Origin of the sequence: Kitasatospora sp. NPDC048286 (genome assembly GCF_043201735.1) — a bacterium.
Lineage (GTDB): Bacteria > Actinomycetota > Actinomycetes > Streptomycetales > Streptomycetaceae > Kitasatospora.
In genome coordinates, this window is sequence record NZ_JBICZE010000006.1 from 19835 (window position 1) to 38041 (window position 18207).

At 71.2% G+C, this 18207-nt stretch carries 14 protein-coding genes; 9 read left to right on the plus strand and 5 right to left on the minus strand.

The genetic code is table 11. The annotated features are described in order from the left end of the window. Positions 1–40: 40 nt before the first annotated feature. Together ACGF13_RS15550 and ACGF13_RS15555 are read right to left on the minus strand one after the other, a co-directional pair. On the minus strand, positions 41–997 hold the full coding sequence (locus tag ACGF13_RS15550) for a PAC2 family protein (RefSeq protein WP_392874352.1): 957 nt from the start codon (positions 995–997) through the stop codon (positions 41–43). A gap of 321 nt (positions 998–1318) precedes the next feature. Then, positions 1319–2422: a hypothetical protein gene (locus ACGF13_RS15555; protein ID WP_392874355.1), complete on the minus strand. Its 1104-nt coding sequence runs from the start codon at positions 2420–2422 to the stop codon at positions 1319–1321. A 142-nt stretch (positions 2423–2564) separates the two neighbouring features. Here ACGF13_RS15555 and metH point away from each other — a divergent pair, with 142 nt between their 5' ends. The 3 genes from metH to ACGF13_RS15570 all read left to right on the plus strand — a co-directional run bounded on the left by metH (position 2565) and on the right by ACGF13_RS15570 (position 8747). After that, positions 2565–6077, plus strand: coding sequence for a methionine synthase (gene metH / locus ACGF13_RS15560; protein WP_392874358.1), 3513 nt, complete (start codon positions 2565–2567; stop codon positions 6075–6077). Between the two features lie 139 nt (positions 6078–6216). Next, positions 6217–6921 (plus strand): HAD family hydrolase, encoded by a 705-nt coding sequence (locus ACGF13_RS15565; protein WP_392874361.1) that lies wholly within the window; start codon positions 6217–6219, stop codon positions 6919–6921. 221 nt (positions 6922–7142) lie between these two features. Beyond that, positions 7143–8747, plus strand: a complete 1605-nt coding sequence (locus ACGF13_RS15570) for an ABC transporter substrate-binding protein (protein ID WP_392874364.1) — start codon at positions 7143–7145, stop codon at positions 8745–8747. Positions 8748–8855: 108 nt separating this feature from the next. Here ACGF13_RS15570 and ACGF13_RS15575 read toward each other — a convergent pair whose 3' ends face one another. Next, entirely contained in the window at positions 8856–9527 is a 672-nt protein-coding gene (locus tag ACGF13_RS15575) for a response regulator transcription factor (RefSeq protein WP_049650980.1), read from the minus strand. Beyond that, entirely contained in the window at positions 9528–10427 is a 900-nt protein-coding gene (locus tag ACGF13_RS15580) for a RecB family exonuclease (protein WP_392874367.1), read from the minus strand. Between the two features lie 165 nt (positions 10428–10592). On the opposite strand from ACGF13_RS15580, the gene ACGF13_RS15585 reads away from it, so the two are divergent. From ACGF13_RS15585 to ACGF13_RS15595, 3 genes are all read left to right on the plus strand, one after another. Then, positions 10593–11804 (plus strand): site-2 protease family protein, encoded by a 1212-nt coding sequence (locus ACGF13_RS15585; RefSeq protein ID WP_392874370.1) that lies wholly within the window; start codon positions 10593–10595, stop codon positions 11802–11804. Positions 11805–11865: 61 nt separating this feature from the next. Then, the gene (locus tag ACGF13_RS15590; RefSeq protein WP_392874373.1) at positions 11866–12825 is read left to right on the plus strand and encodes a tRNA (adenine-N1)-methyltransferase; all 960 of its coding nucleotides are present in this window, start codon (positions 11866–11868) and stop codon (positions 12823–12825) included. An 82-nt stretch (positions 12826–12907) separates the two neighbouring features. After that, positions 12908–13570, plus strand: a complete 663-nt coding sequence (locus tag ACGF13_RS15595) for a hypothetical protein (protein WP_392874375.1) — start codon at positions 12908–12910, stop codon at positions 13568–13570. A 20-nt stretch (positions 13571–13590) separates the two neighbouring features. On the opposite strand, the gene ACGF13_RS15600 is transcribed toward ACGF13_RS15595, so the two are convergent. Continuing rightward, positions 13591–13896, minus strand: a complete 306-nt coding sequence (locus ACGF13_RS15600) for a ferredoxin (protein WP_392874377.1) — start codon at positions 13894–13896, stop codon at positions 13591–13593. 286 nt (positions 13897–14182) lie between these two features. On the opposite strand from ACGF13_RS15600, the gene arc reads away from it, so the two are divergent. The 3 genes from arc (at position 14183) to ACGF13_RS15615 (ending at position 18083) form a co-directional block, all read left to right on the plus strand. Further along, on the plus strand, positions 14183–15949 hold the full coding sequence (arc, locus tag ACGF13_RS15605; protein ID WP_392874380.1) for a proteasome ATPase: 1767 nt from the start codon (positions 14183–14185) through the stop codon (positions 15947–15949). 229 nt (positions 15950–16178) lie between these two features. Continuing rightward, a complete protein-coding gene (gene dop / locus ACGF13_RS15610; RefSeq protein WP_392874382.1) occupies positions 16179–17690 on the plus strand; it encodes a depupylase/deamidase Dop in 1512 nt (503 codons plus the stop codon). Positions 17691–17864: 174 nt separating this feature from the next. Next, on the plus strand, positions 17865–18083 hold the full coding sequence (locus ACGF13_RS15615) for a ubiquitin-like protein Pup (RefSeq protein WP_188299085.1): 219 nt from the start codon (positions 17865–17867) through the stop codon (positions 18081–18083). The last annotated feature ends 124 nt before the right edge of the window (positions 18084–18207 follow it).

The window sequence follows — 18207 nt, forward strand, 5'->3', positions numbered from 1 at the left end:
CAGGACACCTGGTCCTGACGCCCCTTCGGCCGTACGGAGGTCACTCCTCCTCGGCGCCGTCCTGGCTCTCCCGGGCGCCGCCGCCCGGTGTCTCCGGATCGGCCGGCCGCTCCGCCGTGGCGTGCCCGGCCACCGGCTTCTCGCCCGTCGGCCCCACGTTCTCCCGGCGGCGCAGGTAGCGCTCGAACTCGCGGGCGATGGCGTCGCCGGAGGCCTCCGGCAGCTCCGCGGTGTCCTGCGCCTCCTCCAGCTGCTGGACGTACTCGGCCACCTCGCTGTCCTCGGCGGCCAGCTGGTCCACGCCGATCTGCCAGGCCCGGGCGTCCTCGCCGAGCTCGCCCGGCGGGATGCGCAGGTCCAGCAGGTCCTCCAGCTTGTTGATCAGGGCCAGCGTGGCCTTGGGGTTCGGCGGCTGCGAGACGTAGTGCGGCACCGCCGCCCAGAGCGTCACGGCCGGCACCCCGGCGTGGGTGCAGGCCTCCTGGAGCACCCCGACGATGCCGGTCGGGCCCTCGTATCGGCTCTCCTCCAGGTCCAGCCGGCGGGCCAGCTCGGGGTCGGAGGTGACGCCGCTGACCGGCACCGGACGGCTGTGCGGGGTGTCGCCGAGCAGCGCGCCCAGGATCACCACCAGCTCGACGCCCAGCTCGTGCGCGAAGCCCAGCAGCTCGTTGCAGAACGAGCGCCAGCGCATGCTCGGCTCGATGCCGCGGACCAGCACGATGTCCCTGGTCGTCGGTTCCGTCACCCGGATCACCGAGAGCCGGGTGGTCGGCCAGGTGATCCGGCGGATGCCGCCGTCCAGCCAGACCGTGGGCCGGTTGACCTGGAAGTCGTAGTAGTCCTCCGCGTCCAGGGCGGCGAACACCTTGCCGCCCCAGGTCTCGTCCAGGTGCGCCAGAGCCGTGGACGCGGCGTCGCCCGCGTCGTTCCAGCCCTCGAACGCGCAGACCATCACCGGGTCGATCAACTCGGGAACATCTTCCAGCTCGATCACCCAGCGTCTCCCTCCGGTCGGCGGTCGGACCTGCGCCACCCCGGCTGGCCTGCCGGGGCGCCGACGGGCCGGCTGCCGACTGTCGAACCTCTCGTCTCCCATGGAACGCCTCGCCCCATGGTCCCTACCTGCCCAGCCTACGGGCTTTGATGCGCACCACGGCCGGGCACCGGGACAGTCTGGGGGAGCGGACCGCCGCGATCCACCGGATATCGGCGGGCTCCGGGCTGACGGTCCGTCAGGTGTCCGGCGGGGGCGAAGGGTGTTCGATCGGCGACGCGGCGTGACGGTCGCCCGACCGCACGGTCCGCCGGGCCGGCGCTACCCGCCCTGCCCCGCCGTCGCCCAGCCCTCGCGGTACGCCGCCCAGTGCTCGGGCAGCGCGGCGAAGTCCACGTACAGCGCGACGCCGAAGTCGGCCCGCCGCCGGTCCTCCCGGCCCAGGCCGAGCCGGACGCCCCGGACGGCGGCCCGGACGGTCTCGGCGTCACCCCAGTGGCCCCACTTGTCGTCCCAGTAGAACGGCAGGCCCATCAGCAGGTCCACGCCGGCCGGGGTCGACCGCAGGGCGAGCTCGGTCTGCCGGGCGACGTAGCCGCCGTACAGCGGCTCGGTGGGCATCGAGGTGTCGTAGCTCATCACCGCGATCTGGTCGACCCGGCGGGCGGTCTCGGTGAAGTACGCCCGGTCCCACCACTTGCCGTGGCCGGTGAGCAGGATGCCGGCCGTGTGCAGGCCGGGGACGGGGTCGATCTGCGGGGCCGCCACCGACAGCTTGGCGCCGCGGGCCGCGGTGACAGGGCGGACCTGGTCGAGCAGCGCCAGCCAGCCCGCCGAACCGGGGCGGATCGGCTCCATGTCGAAGTGCACGCCGTCGAAGCCGAGGTCCAGCACCTGGCGGGCGGAGGCGGTGACCCGGTCGCGGGTGGGGGCGTCCTCCAGGTCCAGGGCGTCCTTCTCCGGCTTGACCTCGTCGCCCAGCCAGCTCTGCACCCGGATGCCGGGCAGCTCCCGGTGCACGGTGTCGGTGAACCAGCGGGCCCGGGGGTGGACGGAGGGCGGCAGCGAGCCGTCGTGCTCCAGCGGGCCGGTGTGCACGTAGAGGTCCCGGATGCCGGTGCCGGCCAGCTGCCGGCCCAGCTCGGCCACGTCCGCCTCGGTCTTGCGGCCGTCCACCCAGGCGTGGCCGAGCCAGAGCGCGTCCCGGCCCCGGGTGCGGGCGTCGGCGGCGGGCGTGCCGGTGTAGTGCAGTCGGAACACCACGAACACCGATCCCAGCGCGGCGGCCGGCACGGCCGCCACCAGGGCCAGCACCAGCAGTGCCCGCCGCCACCGGGACCAGGCCCGCCAGTGGTCGCGCAGCGCGCGGAACGGGGCCGCCAGGCCCCGGCCGGTACGCCGCGCGGAGGTCCGGAATCCGGCCACGCGCTCGCTCCCCCTTGCGTTCGAGTGCTCAGGATACGGAATGGCCCGGCGGGCCGAGCCGTGGGCCGGATACCCTGGCCAGGTGCGTGCCCGACCAAGCGGGCGCGCAAAGCCGACAGCCGTCGCACCAGGGAGAAGCCCCATGGCCACAGCAGCCACCCCGTCCATCACTCAGCAGAGCCGCGCGAACGCACTGCGTGAGGCCCTCGCCACCCGGGTGGTGGTCGCCGACGGTGCCATGGGCACCATGCTCCAGGCGCAGGATCCGACGCTGGAGGACTTCCAGAACCTCGAAGGCTGCAACGAGGTCCTCAACATCACCCGCCCGGACATCGTCCGGTCCGTCCACGAGGCCTACTTCGGGGTCGGCGTGGACTGCGTGGAGACCAACACCTTCGGCGCCAACTTCAGCGCCCTCGGCGAGTACGAGATCGCGGAGCGGATCTTCGAGCTGTCCGAGTCCGGCGCCCGGATCGCCCGCGAGGTGGCCGACGCCCACGCCGCCGCCGACGGCCGCACCCGCTGGGTGCTCGGCTCGATCGGCCCCGGCACCAAGCTGCCGACCCTCGGCCACGCCCCGTACGAGACGTTGCGCGACGGCTTCCGGCAGAACGCGGCCGGCCTGATCGCCGGCGGCGCCGACGCGCTGCTGGTCGAGACCAGCCAGGACCTGCTGCAGACCAAGGCCGCCATCCTGGGCTCCAAGCGGGCGCTGGCCGAGGCCGGGCTGGACCTGCCGGTGCTGGTGCAGGTCACGGTGGAGACCACCGGCACCATGCTGCTCGGCTCGGAGATCGGCGCCGCGCTCACCGCGCTGGAGCCGCTGGGCGTGGACTACATCGGCCTCAACTGCGCGACCGGCCCGGCCGAGATGAGCGAGCACCTGCGCTACCTGGCCAAGAACGCCCGGATCGGCCTGTCCTGCATGCCGAACGCGGGCCTGCCGGTGCTCGGCAAGGACGGCGCCCACTACCCGCTGTCCCCGGCCGAACTGGCCGACGCCCACGACGTGTTCACCCGCGAGTACGGCCTCTCGCTGGTCGGCGGCTGCTGCGGCACCACCCCCGAGCACCTGCGCCAGGTGGTCGAGCGGGTCCAGGGCCGCCCGATCGCCCCGCGCGACCCGAGGCCCGAGCCCTCGGCGGCCTCGCTGTACCAGGCGGTGCCGTTCCGTCAGGACACCTCGTACCTGGCGATCGGCGAGCGCACCAACGCCAACGGCTCGAAGAAGTTCCGCGAGTCGATGCTGGCCGGCGACTGGCAGGCCTGCGTGGAGATCGCCCGCGACCAGATCCGGGACGGCTCCCACCTGCTGGACCTCTGCGTGGACTACGTCGGCCGCGACGGCGTCGCCGACATGAAGGAGATCGCCGGCCGGCTGGCCACCGCCTCCACCCTGCCGATCGTGCTGGACTCCACCGAGCCGCCGGTGCTGCAGGCCGGTCTGGAGGCGCTCGGCGGCCGCGCGGTGCTCAACTCGGTCAACTACGAGGACGGCAACGCCCCCGACTCGCGCTTCGGGAAGATCGCCTCGCTGGCCCGCGAGCACGGCGCCGGCCTGATCGCGCTGACCATCGACGAGCAGGGCCAGGCCCGTACCGCCGACACCAAGGTCGCGATCGCCGAGCGGCTGATCGCCGAACTCACCGCCGACTACGGCATCGACGAGGGCTCGATCCTGGTCGACTGCCTCACCTTCACCCTGGCCACCGGCCAGGAGGAGTCCCGCCGGGACGGCATCGAGACCATCGAGGCGATCCGCGAGCTCAAGCGCCGCCGCCCGAAGGTGCAGACCACCCTGGGCCTGTCCAACATCTCCTTCGGCCTCAACCCGGCCGCCCGGGTGGTGCTCAACTCCGTCTTCCTGCACGAGTGCGTGGAGGCCGGACTGGACTCGGCGATCGTGCACGCCTCCAAGATCCTGCCGATCTCCCGCATCCCCGAGGACCAGCGCGAGGCCGCGCTCGACCTGGTCTACGACCGCCGCCGGGACGGCTACGACCCGCTGCAGCGCCTGCTGGAGCTGTTCGAGGGCGTCTCCGCCGCCTCGGTGAAGGCCTCCAAGACCGAGGAGCTGGCCGCGCTCCCGCTGGAGGAGCGGCTGCAGCGCCGGATCATCGACGGTGAGCGCAATGGCCTGGAGGCCGACCTGGACGAGGCGCTGACCGTCCGCCCGGCGCTGGAGATCATCAACGACACCCTGCTGGCCGGTATGAAGGTGGTCGGCGAGCTCTTCGGCTCCGGCCAGATGCAGCTGCCGTTCGTGCTCCAGTCCGCCGAGGTGATGAAGACCGCGGTGGCCCACCTGGAGCCGTACATGGAGAAGTCCGACAGCGAGGGCAAGGGCACCATCGTGCTCGCCACCGTCAAGGGCGACGTCCACGACATCGGCAAGAACCTGGTCGACATCATCCTGTCCAACAACGGCTACAACGTGGTCAACCTGGGCATCAAGCAGCCGGTCTCGGCGATCCTGGACGCCGCGCAGGAGCACAACGCGGACGTCATCGGGATGTCCGGCCTGCTGGTGAAGTCCACCGTGATCATGAAGGAGAACCTGGAGGAGCTGAACCAGCGCAAGCTGGCCGCCAGCTTCCCGGTGATCCTCGGCGGCGCCGCGCTCACCCGCGCCTACGTCGAGCAGGACCTGCACGAGATCTACGAGGGCGAGGTCCGCTACGCCCGGGACGCCTTCGAGGGCCTGCGGCTGATGGACGCGCTGATCGCGGTCAAGCGCGGCGTGCCCGGCGCGGCCCTGCCGGAGCTCAAGCAGCGCCGGCACGCCCGGGTCGAGGTGGAGGAGCCGGAGCCCGAGGTCAACCTCGGCCAGATCCGCTCCGACGTCGCCGTTGACAACACCGTGCCGGTGCCGCCGTTCTGGGGCGACCGGATCGTCAAGGGCATCCCGTTCGCGGACTACGCCTCCTGGCTGGACGAGGACGCGCTGTTCAAGGGGCAGTGGGGCCTGAAGGCCGCGCGCTCCGGCGAAGGGCCGTCCTACGAGGAGCTGGTGGAGACCGAGGGCCGGCCGCGGCTGCGGGCCTGGCTGGACCGCCTGCAGACCGAGGGCTGGCTGGAGGCCGCCGTGGTCTACGGCTACTACCCGGCCAACTCCAAGGGCGACGACCTGATCGTCTTCCACGAGGACGGCACCGAGCGCACCCGCTTCACCTTCCCGCGCCAGCGGCGCGGCCGCCGGCTCTGCCTGGCCGACTTCTTCCGCCCGGAGGAGTCCGGGGTGCGGGACGTCGTGGGCCTCCAGGTGGTCACCATGGGCAACCGGATCTCGGAGGCGGCCAACGAGCTGTTCGCCGGCAACTCCTACCGGGACTACCTGGAGCTGCACGGGCTCTCGGTGCAGCTGGCCGAGGCGCTGGCCGAGTTCTGGCACGCGCGGGTCCGCTACGAGCTGGGCTTCTCCGGCGAGGACCCGCAGGACGTCAAGGACATGTTCGCGCTCAAGTACCGCGGCGCCCGCTTCTCGCTCGGCTACGGGGCCTGCCCCGAGCTGGAGGACCGGGCCAAGATTGCCGAGCTGCTGAAGCCGGAGCGGATCGGCGTGGTGCTCTCCGAGGAGTTCCAGCTCCACCCGGAGCAGTCCACCGACGCGATCGTGATCCACCACCCGGAGGCGAAGTACTTCAACGCCCGGTAACTCCCGGTTTCCGTTGCGTTCGCTCTTTCCGGACGAAGCGGGCGTATCCTTGATGATCCTGAACGGGCCGGTCCGCTCACCTGCGGGCCGGCCCGCGCCTTCCCCGGAGACGCTCCGGGCCTGCCGGAAGGACCCCGCCATGACGACCAGCTCCACCGCCACGCGCATCCTCGAGCACGGGGACGACCGCGGGCTCCAGGCGGTGCTGCTGGACATGGACGGGACGCTGGTGGACACCGAGGACTTCTGGTGGCAGGCCGAGGCCTCGCTCTTCGCCGAGCTGGGCCACGAGCTGGACGAGGCCGACCGCGCCCACGTGGTCGGCGGCCCGATGACCAGGGTGATGGAGTACCTGGTCGCCAGGACCGGCGCGGACATCGCGCCGGCGGACCTGGGCGTGCTGGTCAACCAGCGCTTCGTCGATCTGCTGGCCGGCGGCGTGCCGCTCATGCCGGGCGCCGAGCGGCTGCTCAACACCCTTGCCGCGCACGGGATTCCGGCCGCCATGGTGTCCGCCTCGCACCGGCACGTGATCGACATCGTGCTGCGCTCGCTGGGCGCCCACCACTTCGCCTTCACCATCGGCGGGGACGAGGTGCCGCGCACCAAGCCCTTCCCCGACCCGTACCTGGAGGCCGCCCGGCGGCTCGGCGCGGAGCCGGTCCGCTGCGTGGTGATCGAGGACACCCCGACCGGGGTGCGGGCGGGCGAGGCGGCCGGCTGCCCGGTGATCGCGGTGCCCTCGGTGGCGCCGATCGAGCCGGCTCCGGGGCGGCTGGTACTGCCGTCGCTGGAGCAGGTCGACCTCGATCTGCTGCGCTCCCTGGTCGCCTCTCGGGTGTGATTGTCGTCTCATTGCGACCCGGCCTTACCGGCCGGTAAACGGCCCTGTGGGCCTCCGGAGCGAAGTCGCCGGGGGAGAAAACGGGCAATGGCTGACAACTCGTCGGGCGCGCCGTGATGCCCTGAACCGCCGTGTCCCAAACGTCATCAGCGCGGGTATCGGTCGTACGTGTTCGATGTGGCACGCTACTCCAGTTCGTGCCACCCAAAAGGACGCGCCTCGTGAAGACTTCAGCTGAACGCCTGGCAGTACTCGGTTGCGCCGGCCTGGTCGCCGTGTCGGTGGCGGGCTGCGGATCGGTGACCGACGTGGTCAAGGGGGACGGCGGCAAGTCGATCACCATGGGCACCAGTCAGCTGACCGGTGTCCTGGACCCGGCGGCCGCCTACGACGCCGGCTCCTGGCTGCTGCTGCGCAACACCTTCCAGTCACTGCTCACCTTCCAGGCCGCGGCCAGCTCGCCGTCCCCGGACGCCGCGCAGTCCTGCGAGTTCACCAGCGCCGAGGCCACCGAGTACCACTGCACCCTGAAGCCCGGCCAGAAGTTCTCCAACGGTCACCCGCTGACCGCCCAGGACGTGGTCTTCTCGATCGAGCGCACCAAGAAGATCAACGACCAGACCGGTCCGGTCGAGCTGCTGGACTCGATCAAGTCCGTCGAGGCCAAGGGTGACAACGAGGTGATCTTCCACCTCTCCACGCCCGACGCCACCCTGCCGGCCAAGCTGGCGAGCCCGGTCGGCGCCATCGTGGACCACCAGGTCTACCCCGCGGACAAGGTCGTCCCGAACGACAAGCTGATCGGCTCCGGCCCGTACCGCTTCGACGCGGTCGAGAACCTGAGCGGCGGCAAGCAGCTGGGCAAGGTCGTGCTGTCGGCCAACGACAAGTACGGCGGCGAGGCCAAGCTGCGGAACAACAAGTTCACCGTGCGGTTCTTCGACAAGTCGGAGGACCTCAAGGCGGCGCTGGACAAGGGCGAGATCGACCTCACCGACAACAGCCTGGAGCCGAACACCGCCGCCCAGGTCCGCTCCGACCAGCAGGGCGGCAAGACCGACCTCCAGGTGACCGAGGGCGACAGCAACGACACCCGTTCGCTGGTCCTCAACACCAAGGACCCGCTGATGAGCAACGTCGCCGTCCGCCAGGCCGCCGCCCAGATGATGGACCGCAAGGCACTGGCCCGCGACGTCTTCGCCCGCACCGTCCAGGCGCTCTACTCCATGGTCCCGGCCGGCCTGCCCGGCCACACCACGGCCTTCTTCGACCGCTACGGCGACCAGGACGTGAACAAGGCCAAGAAGATCCTGGCCGACGCCAAGATCCAGACCCCGGTCAAGTTCACCCTCACCTGGTCCCGTTCGCGGGCCGGCAGCAACGAGGCCGAGACGCTGAAGAAGCAGTTGGAGACCGGCGGCCTCTTCCAGGTGACGCTCGTCCAGGAGCCGGACTGGGACTCGTACCGCAAGGGCTGGACCGAGGGCAAGTACCAGGCGTACGTCATCGGTTGGTTCGCCGACTACCCGGACCCGGACAACTACCTCGCCCCGCTGCTGATCAACGGCGGTGCGTACCACCACGGTTGGGACGACCCGCGGATCAGCGGGCGGCTGGTGCCGGAGGGCCTCAAGCAGACCGACCGCAGCGCCGCGGCCTCCACCTACGCGCAGATCCAGGCGATCGAGGCCGAGAACGTGCCGCTGATCCCGCTGTACCAGAACAAGTCCTTCTTCGCGGCCCGCTCGTACGTCACCGGCGTCGAGTCCACCGTCGACACCACCGGCTACTTCCGCTTCTGGGAGATCAGCCGGACCAGCAAGTAGCGCCCGCAGGACGGCGGCCCGCCCGCATCCCCGTCGGTACACGGGGAGCGGACGGGCCGCCGTGACGTTTCCGCGGCCCCCAGGAGGTCCCAGGGGCCGCCGGAACCGCTACAGGGCGCCGGGGCGCACCAGCCCGCTCTCGTAGGCGTACACGGCCGCCTGCACCCGGTCGCGCAGCTGAAGCTTGGTCAGCACGTGGCCCACGTGCGTCTTCACGGTCGTCTCGCTGACGAACAGCTCGGCCGCGATCTCCGCGTTCGACAGCCCGCGCGCCACCAGCTTCAGCACCTCCAGCTCGCGCTCCGTCAGCGCGCCCAGCGCCTGCGGCGGCGCCTCGTCGCCCGAGGGCAGCTTGGTGGCGTACATGTCCAGCAGCCGGCGGGTGATGCTCGGCGCCAGCATCGCCGCGCCGTCCGCGACCACCCGGATCGCCTGCACCAGCTCCTCGGCCGGGACGTCCTTCAGCAGGAAGCCGCTGGCGCCCGCGCGCAGCGCCTCCACCACGTACTCGTCCAGGTCGAAGGTGGTCAGCACCAGCACCTTGGCCGGGCCGTCCCGCCCCGGACCGGCGATCCGGCGGGTCGCCTCGACGCCGTCCATCCTGGGCATCCGGATGTCCATCAGCACCACGTCGGGCTGCAGCGCCCGCACCTGGTCCAGCGCCTGCTGGCCGTCGCCGGCCTCGCCGACCACCACCAGGTCGGACTCGGCCTCCAGGATCATCCGGAAACCGGTGCGCAGCAGCGGCTGGTCGTCGACCAGCAGCACTCGGATCGTCACCTAGGACTCCTTGCTCATCGGATCCCCCGTGGGATCGCTCTCGTCCGACGTACGGGCTACCGGCAGCGGGTACGGCGGCGGGGTGCCGCCGAACTCCGGGCAGCTGGCCTGGTGGTCGCACCAGTCGCAGAGGCGGTTGCGGGTGGCCGGGAAGTCCCCGGTGGCCACCGCGTGGCCGATCCGCTCCCACAGCGCCAGGAGCTTGCGCTCCACCGCCAGCAGGTCCGCCTGGTCCGGGTCGTAGCTGACCACGTCCCCGCCGCCACCGAGGTAGACCAGCTGGAGGCGCTTGGGGATCACGCCCTTCCAGCGCCACACCACCAGGGCGTAGAACTTCATCTGGAACATCGCCTTGCCCTCGAAGTCCCGCGAGGGTGCCCGGCCGGTCTTGTAGTCCACCAGCCGGACCTCGCCGGTCGGGGCGACGTCCACCCGGTCGATGTAGCCGCGCAGCAGCAGGCCCGAATCCAGGGCCGTCTCCACGTAGAGCTCCCGCTCCACCGGGTGCAGCCGGGTCGGGTCCTCCAGCCGGAACCACTGGCCGACCAGCTTCTCGGCGTCCGACAGCCAGCGGGTCAGCGCCGCGCCGTCCGGGTCGTCCGGGAACAGCGTGCCCAGCTCCGGGCGCTCGCCCAGCAGCCGCTCCCACTGCGGGCGCAGCAGACCCAGCGCCCGCTCCGGCGTCCGCTCGGCCGCCGGGCTGTCGAAGAGCCGCTCCAGCACCGCGTGCACCAGCGTGCCCCGGGTCGCCGCCGAGCTCGGCGGCTCGGGCAGCCGGTCGATCACCCGCAGCCGGTACAGCAGGGGACAGGTGAGGAAGTCCCCCGCTCGGGACGGGGAGAGCCCGGTCGGGGGTGCCGCCGGTCGCGCGGTGGCACTACTGGTCTCGGTGTGCTGCATGGCTACGACCCTATTGCCCTTCGCCGTCATCCCGCTGCCACGGTGCTGCCACGGCCGCCGTGAGTGGGTAGGAAGCTGGAAGCAGGGCCGTGCGGCGCCGGAGGGCCACGATCACGTAGCGTGGGCGCACCGGGCACGACGGGGGAGACGACCGAAGGGATCACGGTGAGCGACAGCAGGGGGCAGCAGTCCTCCGACCAGCCACCGCAGGCGGGCGAAGGGCGCCCGGCCGGGCCGCCGCCCGAGCGCCGCGGCGGCATCCTGATGGGCCGGCCCTTCGGCGTGCCCGTCTACGTCACACCCTCCTGGTTCGTCATCGCCGCGCTGATCACCTGGGTGTTCGGCGGACAGCTGGGCGACGTGCTGCCCGACCTCGGCGGTGCCCGCTACCTGGTCGCGTTCTTCTTCGCGGTGGCCTTCTACGCCTCCGTCCTGGTGCACGAGCTCGCCCACACCCTGGTCGCGCTGCGCTACAAGCTGGGGGTACGGCGGATCCAGCTCCAGTTCTTCGGCGGGGTGTCCGAGATCGAGAACGAGGCGGAGCGCCCCTGGCGGGAGTTCTGGCTGGCCTTCGTCGGCCCGCTGCTCTCGCTGATGCTCGGCGGCGTGTTCTACCTCGCCGTGCGGGCGGTGGAGCCGTCCACCGTGCCCGGGGTGCTGCTCACCGGCCTGATGGTCTCCAACCTGGTGGTCGCCGCCTTCAACCTGCTGCCCGGCCTGCCGCTGGACGGCGGCCGGATGCTGCGCGCGCTCGTCTGGGCGGTCACCGGCAAGCCGATGACCGGCACGGTGGCCGCCGCCTGGGTCGGCCGCGGGCTGGCCGTCGCCGTGCTGATCGGCCTGCCGCTGCTCAGCGCCTCCCGCGGGGTCGAGCGCACCACCACCGACACCCTGGTGGACGCGGTGCTGGCCGCGGTGCTCGCCGCGATCATCTGGAACGGCGCCACCGGCAGCCTGCGCAACGCCCGGCTCAAGGAGGTGCTGCCCGGCCTGCGGCTGCGCGAGCTGGCCCGGCGGGCCGTCGAGGTCACCGCCGACACCCCGCTCGGCGAGGCGCTGCGGCGCGCCCGCGAGGCCCAGGCCGGCGCGGTGATCGTGGTCGACGGCCGGGGAGAACCCATCGCCCTGGTGCGCGAGTCCGCCGTCCGCTCGGTGCCCGAGCACCGCCGCCCCTGGGTGGCCGTCGGACCGCTCGCCCGCGACCTCGAACCCGGCATGCGACTGGACGCCGACCTCGGCGGTGAGGACCTGCTGCGGGCCGTCCAGGCCACCCCGGCGGGGGAGTACCTGGTGGTCGAGTCGGACGGCCGGGTGTACGGCGTCGCCGCGCTCAGCGACATCGAGCAGCGGCTGACCGCCGCCCTCACCGGCCGCTGACCGGACGGCCGACGATCACCCGCGTCCCGCGGGCCGGTCCGCTTCCCTTAGGATTGTCGGCATGTCCGAACCGACCGGTGCCGCCCGCCGACGCGGGCCCTTCCAGGTCGGGGACCAGGTCCAGCTGACCGACCCCAAGGGTCGCCACTACACGTTCACGCTCCAGGCCGGGAACCAGTTCCACACCCACAAGGGTGCGTTCCCGCACGACGAGCTGATCGGCGCTCCCGAGGGCACGGTCGTGCGCACCACGGGGAACGTTCCGTACCTCGCGCTGCGCCCCCTGCTCCCCGACTACGTCCTGTCCATGCCGCGCGGCGCTGCCGTGATCTACCCCAAGGACGCGGGGCAGATCCTGGCGATGGCCGATATCTTCGCGGGTGCCCGCGTGGTCGAGGCCGGAGTCGGCTCGGGCGCGCTCAGCACGTACCTGCTGCGCGCCGTCGGCGAGCAGGGCATGCTGGCCTCCTACGAGCGTCGGCAGGACTTCGCCGACATCGCCCAGGGGAACGTCGAGCGCTACTTCGGCGGCCCGCACCCGGCGTGGAAGCTCACCGTCGGCGACCTCCAGGACAACCTGGTCGAGACCGACGTCGACCGCGTCATCCTCGACATGCTGGCCCCCTGGGAGTGCCTGGACGTCGCCTCCAAGGCGCTCGTCCCCGGCGGCCTCATCTGCTGCTACGTGGCCACCACCACGCAGATGTCCAAGACCGTCGAGGCGCTGCGCGACCACGGCACCTTCACCGAGCCGCAGGCCTGGGAGACCATGGTCCGCACCTGGCACCTGGAGGGCCTGGCCGTCCGCCCGGACCACCGGATGATCGGCCACACCGGCTTCCTGCTCACCGCCCGCCGCCTGGCGGACGGCGTGGAGCCGCCGCTGCGCCGCCGCCGCCCGGCCAAGGGCGCGTACGGCGAGGACTACGACAACGGGGCGACCGAGCCCACCCTCCAGGAGCGCGCCGCGGCCCGCAAGGCCGCCCGCGCCACGGACGCGGACCAGCCCGACCTGGGCTGAACCCGGACCCTCCGAGAAGGGGTGGTGCGAGCACGGCGCTCGTACCACCCCTTTCGCATGCCGCCGAGCACGGTGTGGGACGATGCTCGCTCACGCAGAGCGGCTTGTGGAGCCCTGGAGGGGACGCCTGGTGGAGACCGCGGTCGGGACGACGACGGCGACGACTGGACAGCGGACACCGCGGGGCCGTTCCGGGCCCGGACAAGCGCGCACCGCCCCCTGGCACTGGGCCGTCGCCCTGGCCGGCTGCGGCGCGGTGGTGGGGGCCGCGCTGGCCGCCTCCCCGGCGACCGGTACCCCGGTGCCCGCCCACGAGACCCCCAAGGCCCTCGCCGCGACCGCTGCCCCCGACCCGGCCCGGGCTCAACTCCCGCTGGACTGCGGTCCGTTCCCGGTCAAGACGACGCTGGCCGTGCCCGCGCGGCTCGGTGACGGGCACCCCGGCACGGTGGTCACCGCGCACTGCGCCACCGAGACCGGCACCCCGCCGGACGCCGTCTTCCTGCTCGGCTTCGGCCCGGGCGAGCGCCCCGAGGTGGTGGCCACCCTGCTCGCCGAACGCGAGAACCTCACCGTGAGCCGGATCGCGGTGCGGTCGGACGGCGTCATCACCGGCCACGCGCAGGGGTATTCGAGCGAGGACGTGCCGCGGTTCCGGCCGGACATCTCGGTCGACCTCACCTGGACGCACAGGGGCGGCGGCTGGGAACGCTCCCAGACCGCCGCCCCGGTCTCCGCCGTGTGACGGACCGACTACGGACCCGACTACTCCGCGTCCGGCCCGTACACCTCGACCCGGTCGGCGACCCGGCGCACGTGGATGCAGTCGCCGGGGCACTCCTTCGCCGAGTCCACCACGTCCTGAAGGATCGTCAGCGGCACCGGGGCGGTCTCCCCGGGCTGCTGGCGCAGCTCGTCGTCAGGCCCCTTCACGTAGGCCAGCCCGTCGATGTCGAGCTCGAAGACCTCGGGTGCGTACTGCGCACAGATGCCGTCGCCGGTGCACAGATCCTGGTCGATCCACACCTCCAGCTCCTCGGCCGCTGCCGCCGTCTGCTCGGTCACCGACATGGTCCCCTGCCGTTTCTGTCCCGGGTCGCCCCTATTCCTGGAGCAATCCCGCCATTCGTACAACGATCGGACCTCGAGTTGTGGTCGCGATCGGATATCACTTCGCCCGACGATACATCTGGCCCGCTTTGGGTGGTGCGCGGTGGGTATCCCCCTTAGCAGAGGGGAAGCACGCTGGGGCGAAGATCGGACACGCCCGTTCCATCTTTCTTGATCTAGGGGTTTACGGACCCCTGGTCCCAGGTAGGGTCTGGAAGCGTCCAGCTCCCCGGAGGAGGTGAGGACCGTGGCAGCCCACGATGACGACTACAACCGCAGCACCGGCAGGCCCGCTCGTGGTTCCGACGAGGCCGCTCAGGTCTCGTACCTTGAGCAGGAAATCGCCGTGTTGCGCCGCAAGCTCGCCGACTCGCCGCGCAATTCGAGGATCCTCGAAGAGCGGATCGTCGAGCTCCAGACCAACCTGGCGGGCGTGACCGCCCAGAACGAACGGCTCGCCTCCACCCTGCGCGAGGCCCGCGACCAGATCGTGGCCCTCAAGGAGGAAGTGGACCGGCTCGCACAGCCCCCGGCCGGCTTCGGCACCTTCCTCGACGCGAACGAGGACGGCACCGCGGACATCTTCACCGGGGGGCGCAAGCTCCGCGTGAACGTCAGCCCCAACGTCGCCCTCGACGAGGTGCGGCGCGGCCAGGAAGTGATGCTCAACGAGGCCCTCAACATCGTGGACGCGATGGCCTTCGAGAACATCGGCGAGATCGTCACCCTCAAGGAGCTCCTGGAGGACGGCGAGCGCGCCCTGGTCCTCGGTCACACCGACGAGGAGCGCGTGGTGCGCCTCGCCGAGCCGCTGCGCGGGATGACCATCCGGGCCGGGGACGCCCTGCTGCTGGAGCCCCGCTCCGGCTACGTGTTCGAGGTCGTGCCGAAGTCCGAGGTCGAGGAGCTGGTCCTCGAGGAGGTCCCGGACATCGACTACCGCCAGATCGGCGGTCTGAGCAACCAGATCGAGCTGATCCGCGACGCGGTCGAGCTGCCCTACCTGCACGCCGACCTCTTCAAGGAGTACGAGCTGCGCCCGCCCAAGGGCGTGCTGCTCTACGGCCCGCCCGGCTGCGGCAAGACGCTGATCGCCAAGGCGGTCGCCAACTCGCTGGCGAAGAAGGTCGCCGAGGTCACCGGCCGCCCCCAGGGGAAGAGCTACTTCCTCAACATCAAGGGCCCCGAGCTGCTCAACAAGTACGTGGGCGAGACCGAACGGCAGATCCGGCTGGTCTTCCAGCGCGCCCGGGAGAAGGCGGGCGAGGGCACGCCCGTCATCGTCTTCTTCGACGAGATGGAGTCCCTGTTCCGCACCCGCGGCTCCGGGGTCAGCTCGGACGTGGAGAACACCATCGTCCCGCAGCTGCTCGCCGAGATCGACGGCGTGGAGGGCCTGGAGAACGTCATCGTCATCGGCGCCTCGAACCGCGAGGACATGATCGACCCGGCGATCCTGCGGCCCGGCCGCCTGGACGTCAAGATCAAGATCGAGCGCCCGGACGCCGAGGCCGCGAAGGACATCTTCTCCAAGTACCTCAAGGACTCGCTGCCGTTCCACCCGGACGACCTCAAGGAGCACGACGGCTCCGTCGAGACCACGGTGGCCGCGATGATCCAGTCGGTCGTGGAGCGGATGTACTCCGAGACGGAGGAGAACCGCTTCCTGGAGGTCACCTACGCCAACGGTGACAAGGAGGTCCTGTACTTCAAGGACTTCAACTCCGGCGCGATGATCCAGAACATCGTCGACCGGGCGAAGAAGATGGCCATCAAGGACTTCCTCGACCACGGTCAGCGCGGTCTGCGCGTCTCCCACCTGCTCGCCGCCTGCGTGGACGAGTTCAAGGAGAACGAGGACCTCCCGAACACCACCAACCCGGACGACTGGGCCCGCATCTCCGGCAAGAAGGGCGAGCGGATCGTCTTCATCCGCACGCTGGTCACCGGCAAGCAGGGCGCCGAGTCCGGCCGCTCGATCGACACTGTCGCCAACACGGGGCAGTACCTGTAAAGCACGCGCTTGTCCGGGCCGGCAGCGGTCCCCGGAGCTGTACGCACCCCGTCCGGCTGTGGCGCCTCGCGGCCCCGCAGCCGGACGGCGCGTCTCCGGGCCCGCCGCTCGGCGCCGGGTTCTAGGCTCGACCCACCGTCCGCGGGCAGAGGCCCGGCGTCGGTGTTGTTCGGCGGTACGTCAGAGTGCTCCGCCCGTCGGGGGCGGTGCACCGGGCAAGGAGGGCCGCATGACCGTACGGCGCGTGATGGGCATCGAGACCGAGTACGGGATCTCCGTGCCCGGGCACCCCAACGCCAACGCCATGCTCACCTCGTCCCAGATCGTCAACGCGTACGCGGCGGCGATGCACCGGGCACGGCGGGCCCGCTGGGACTTCGAGGAGGAGAATCCGCTGCGCGACGCACGGGGGTTCGACCTGGCCCGCGAGGTCGCGGACGCCAGCCAGCTGACCGACGAGGACATCGGCCTCGCCAACGTCATCCTCACCAACGGGGCCCGGTTCTACGTGGACCACGCGCACCCCGAGTACAGCTCGCCCGAGGTGACCAACCCGCGTGACGCCGTGCTCTGGGACAAGGCCGGCGAGCGGATCATGGCGGCGGCCGCGCAGCGCGCGCTGGAGCTGCCCAACGGGCAGAACATCCACCTGTACAAGAACAACACCGACAACAAGGGCGCCTCCTACGGCACCCACGAGAACTACCTGATGAAGCGGGCGACACCGTTCGCCGACATCGTCCGCCACCTCACCCCGTTCTTCGTCTCCCGCCAGGTGGTCACCGGCGCCGGCCGGGTCGGCATCGGCCAGGACGGCTCGTCGCACGGCTTCCAGATCAGCCAGCGGGCGGACTACTTCGAGGTCGAGGTGGGCCTGGAGACGACGCTCAAGCGCCCGATCATCAACACCAGGGACGAGCCGCACGCCGACGCCGAGAAGTACCGCCGGCTGCACGTGATCATCGGGGACGCCAACCTCTCCGAGATCTCCACCTACCTCAAGCTGGGCACCACCTCACTGGTCCTGTCGATGATCGAGGACTCGTTCATCGCCGCCGACCTCGCCGTCGACCAGCCGGTGCGCACCCTGCACCGGGTCTCCCACGACCCGACGCTCAAGCACCTGATCACCCTGCGCAACGGGCGCAAGCTCACCGCGGTCCAGCTCCAGCTGGAGTACTTCGAGCTGGCCCGCAAGTACGTCGAGGACCGCTTCGGCACCGACGCGGACGAGCAGACGGTGGACGTGCTGGCGCGCTGGGAGGACGTCCTGGGCCGGCTGGAGCGCGACCCGATGTCGCTCTCCCGGCAGCTGGACTGGATCGCCAAGCGGGAGATCCTGGAGGGCTACCGCAGCCGGGACGCCCTGCAGTGGGACAACCCGCGGCTGCACCTGGTCGACCTCCAGTACAGCGACGTACGGCCCGAGAAGGGCCTCTACAACCGTCTGGTGGCGCGCGGCAGGTTCGAGCGGCTGCTCACCGAGGACGAGGTCGAGCGGGCCGTCTCCAAGCCACCGGAGGACACCAGGGCGTACTTCCGCGGGCGCTGCCTGGAGCAGTACGCGGAGCACGTCGCGGCCGCCTCCTGGGACTCGGTGATCTTCGACCTGCCCGGCCGGGACTCCCTGCAGCGGGTCCCCACCCTGGAGCCGCTGCGCGGCACCCGCAACCACGTCAAGGAGCTGCTGGACCGCTGCCGCACGGCCGAGGACCTGCTCCGGGTGCTGTCCGGCGGGTAACTTTTCGATCACCATGGGTGAACGTCCGCCGAATGGGAATCATCCGGGGTGGCAGCGGGTGTTGGACAGGAAGCGCCACCGGCAAACCGGGAGCGGCAGTCGCACCTTGTGTATAGGGTCGGTGCAGCAAGCAACGACCGAACCGTGCCAGACGAATCGAGCGGGGTGAGGGAAATGGCGAGCAAGGACACCGGCGGCGGCCAGCAGCGGGCGAACCGTTCCTCCGAGGAGGTCGAGGAGCAGGCCGCGGAAAGCCAGAATTCCGACGACCTCAAGGAGCGCCAGGAAAAGCTGAGCGACGACGTCGACGCGGTGCTGGACGAAATCGACGAGGTCCTCGAATCCAATGCCGAGGATTTCGTCCGAGGATTCGTCCAGAAGGGCGGGCAATAGTCCGGCCCGGGCATTCCGGAATTCACGGTCGCGATCGTCCCCGGCGGCCGGGCGGAGAACACCGCCCGGCCGTCCGGCACCGGCCCCTCCACGCGTTCACGGTGATCGTCGGACGGGTAGGGTG

Excerpts from the sequence above, each read along its gene's own strand:
- metH (WP_392874358.1), top strand. The coding sequence starts at position 2,565 with ATGGCCACAGCAGCCACCCCGTCCATCACTCAGCAGAGCCGCGCGAAC.
- ACGF13_RS15565 (WP_392874361.1), top strand. The coding sequence starts at position 6,217 with ATGACGACCAGCTCCACCGCCACGCGCATCCTCGAGCACGGGGACGAC.
- ACGF13_RS15590 (WP_392874373.1), top strand. The coding sequence starts at position 11,866 with ATGTCCGAACCGACCGGTGCCGCCCGCCGACGCGGGCCCTTCCAGGTC.
- ACGF13_RS15600 (WP_392874377.1), bottom strand. The coding sequence starts at position 13,896 with ATGTCGGTGACCGAGCAGACGGCGGCAGCGGCCGAGGAGCTGGAGGTG.
- ACGF13_RS15580 (WP_392874367.1), bottom strand. The coding sequence starts at position 10,427 with ATGCAGCACACCGAGACCAGTAGTGCCACCGCGCGACCGGCGGCACCC.
- ACGF13_RS15615 (WP_188299085.1), top strand. The coding sequence starts at position 17,865 with ATGGCGAGCAAGGACACCGGCGGCGGCCAGCAGCGGGCGAACCGTTCC.
- ACGF13_RS15595 (WP_392874375.1), top strand. The coding sequence starts at position 12,908 with ATGCTCGCTCACGCAGAGCGGCTTGTGGAGCCCTGGAGGGGACGCCTG.
- dop (WP_392874382.1), top strand. The coding sequence starts at position 16,179 with ATGACCGTACGGCGCGTGATGGGCATCGAGACCGAGTACGGGATCTCC.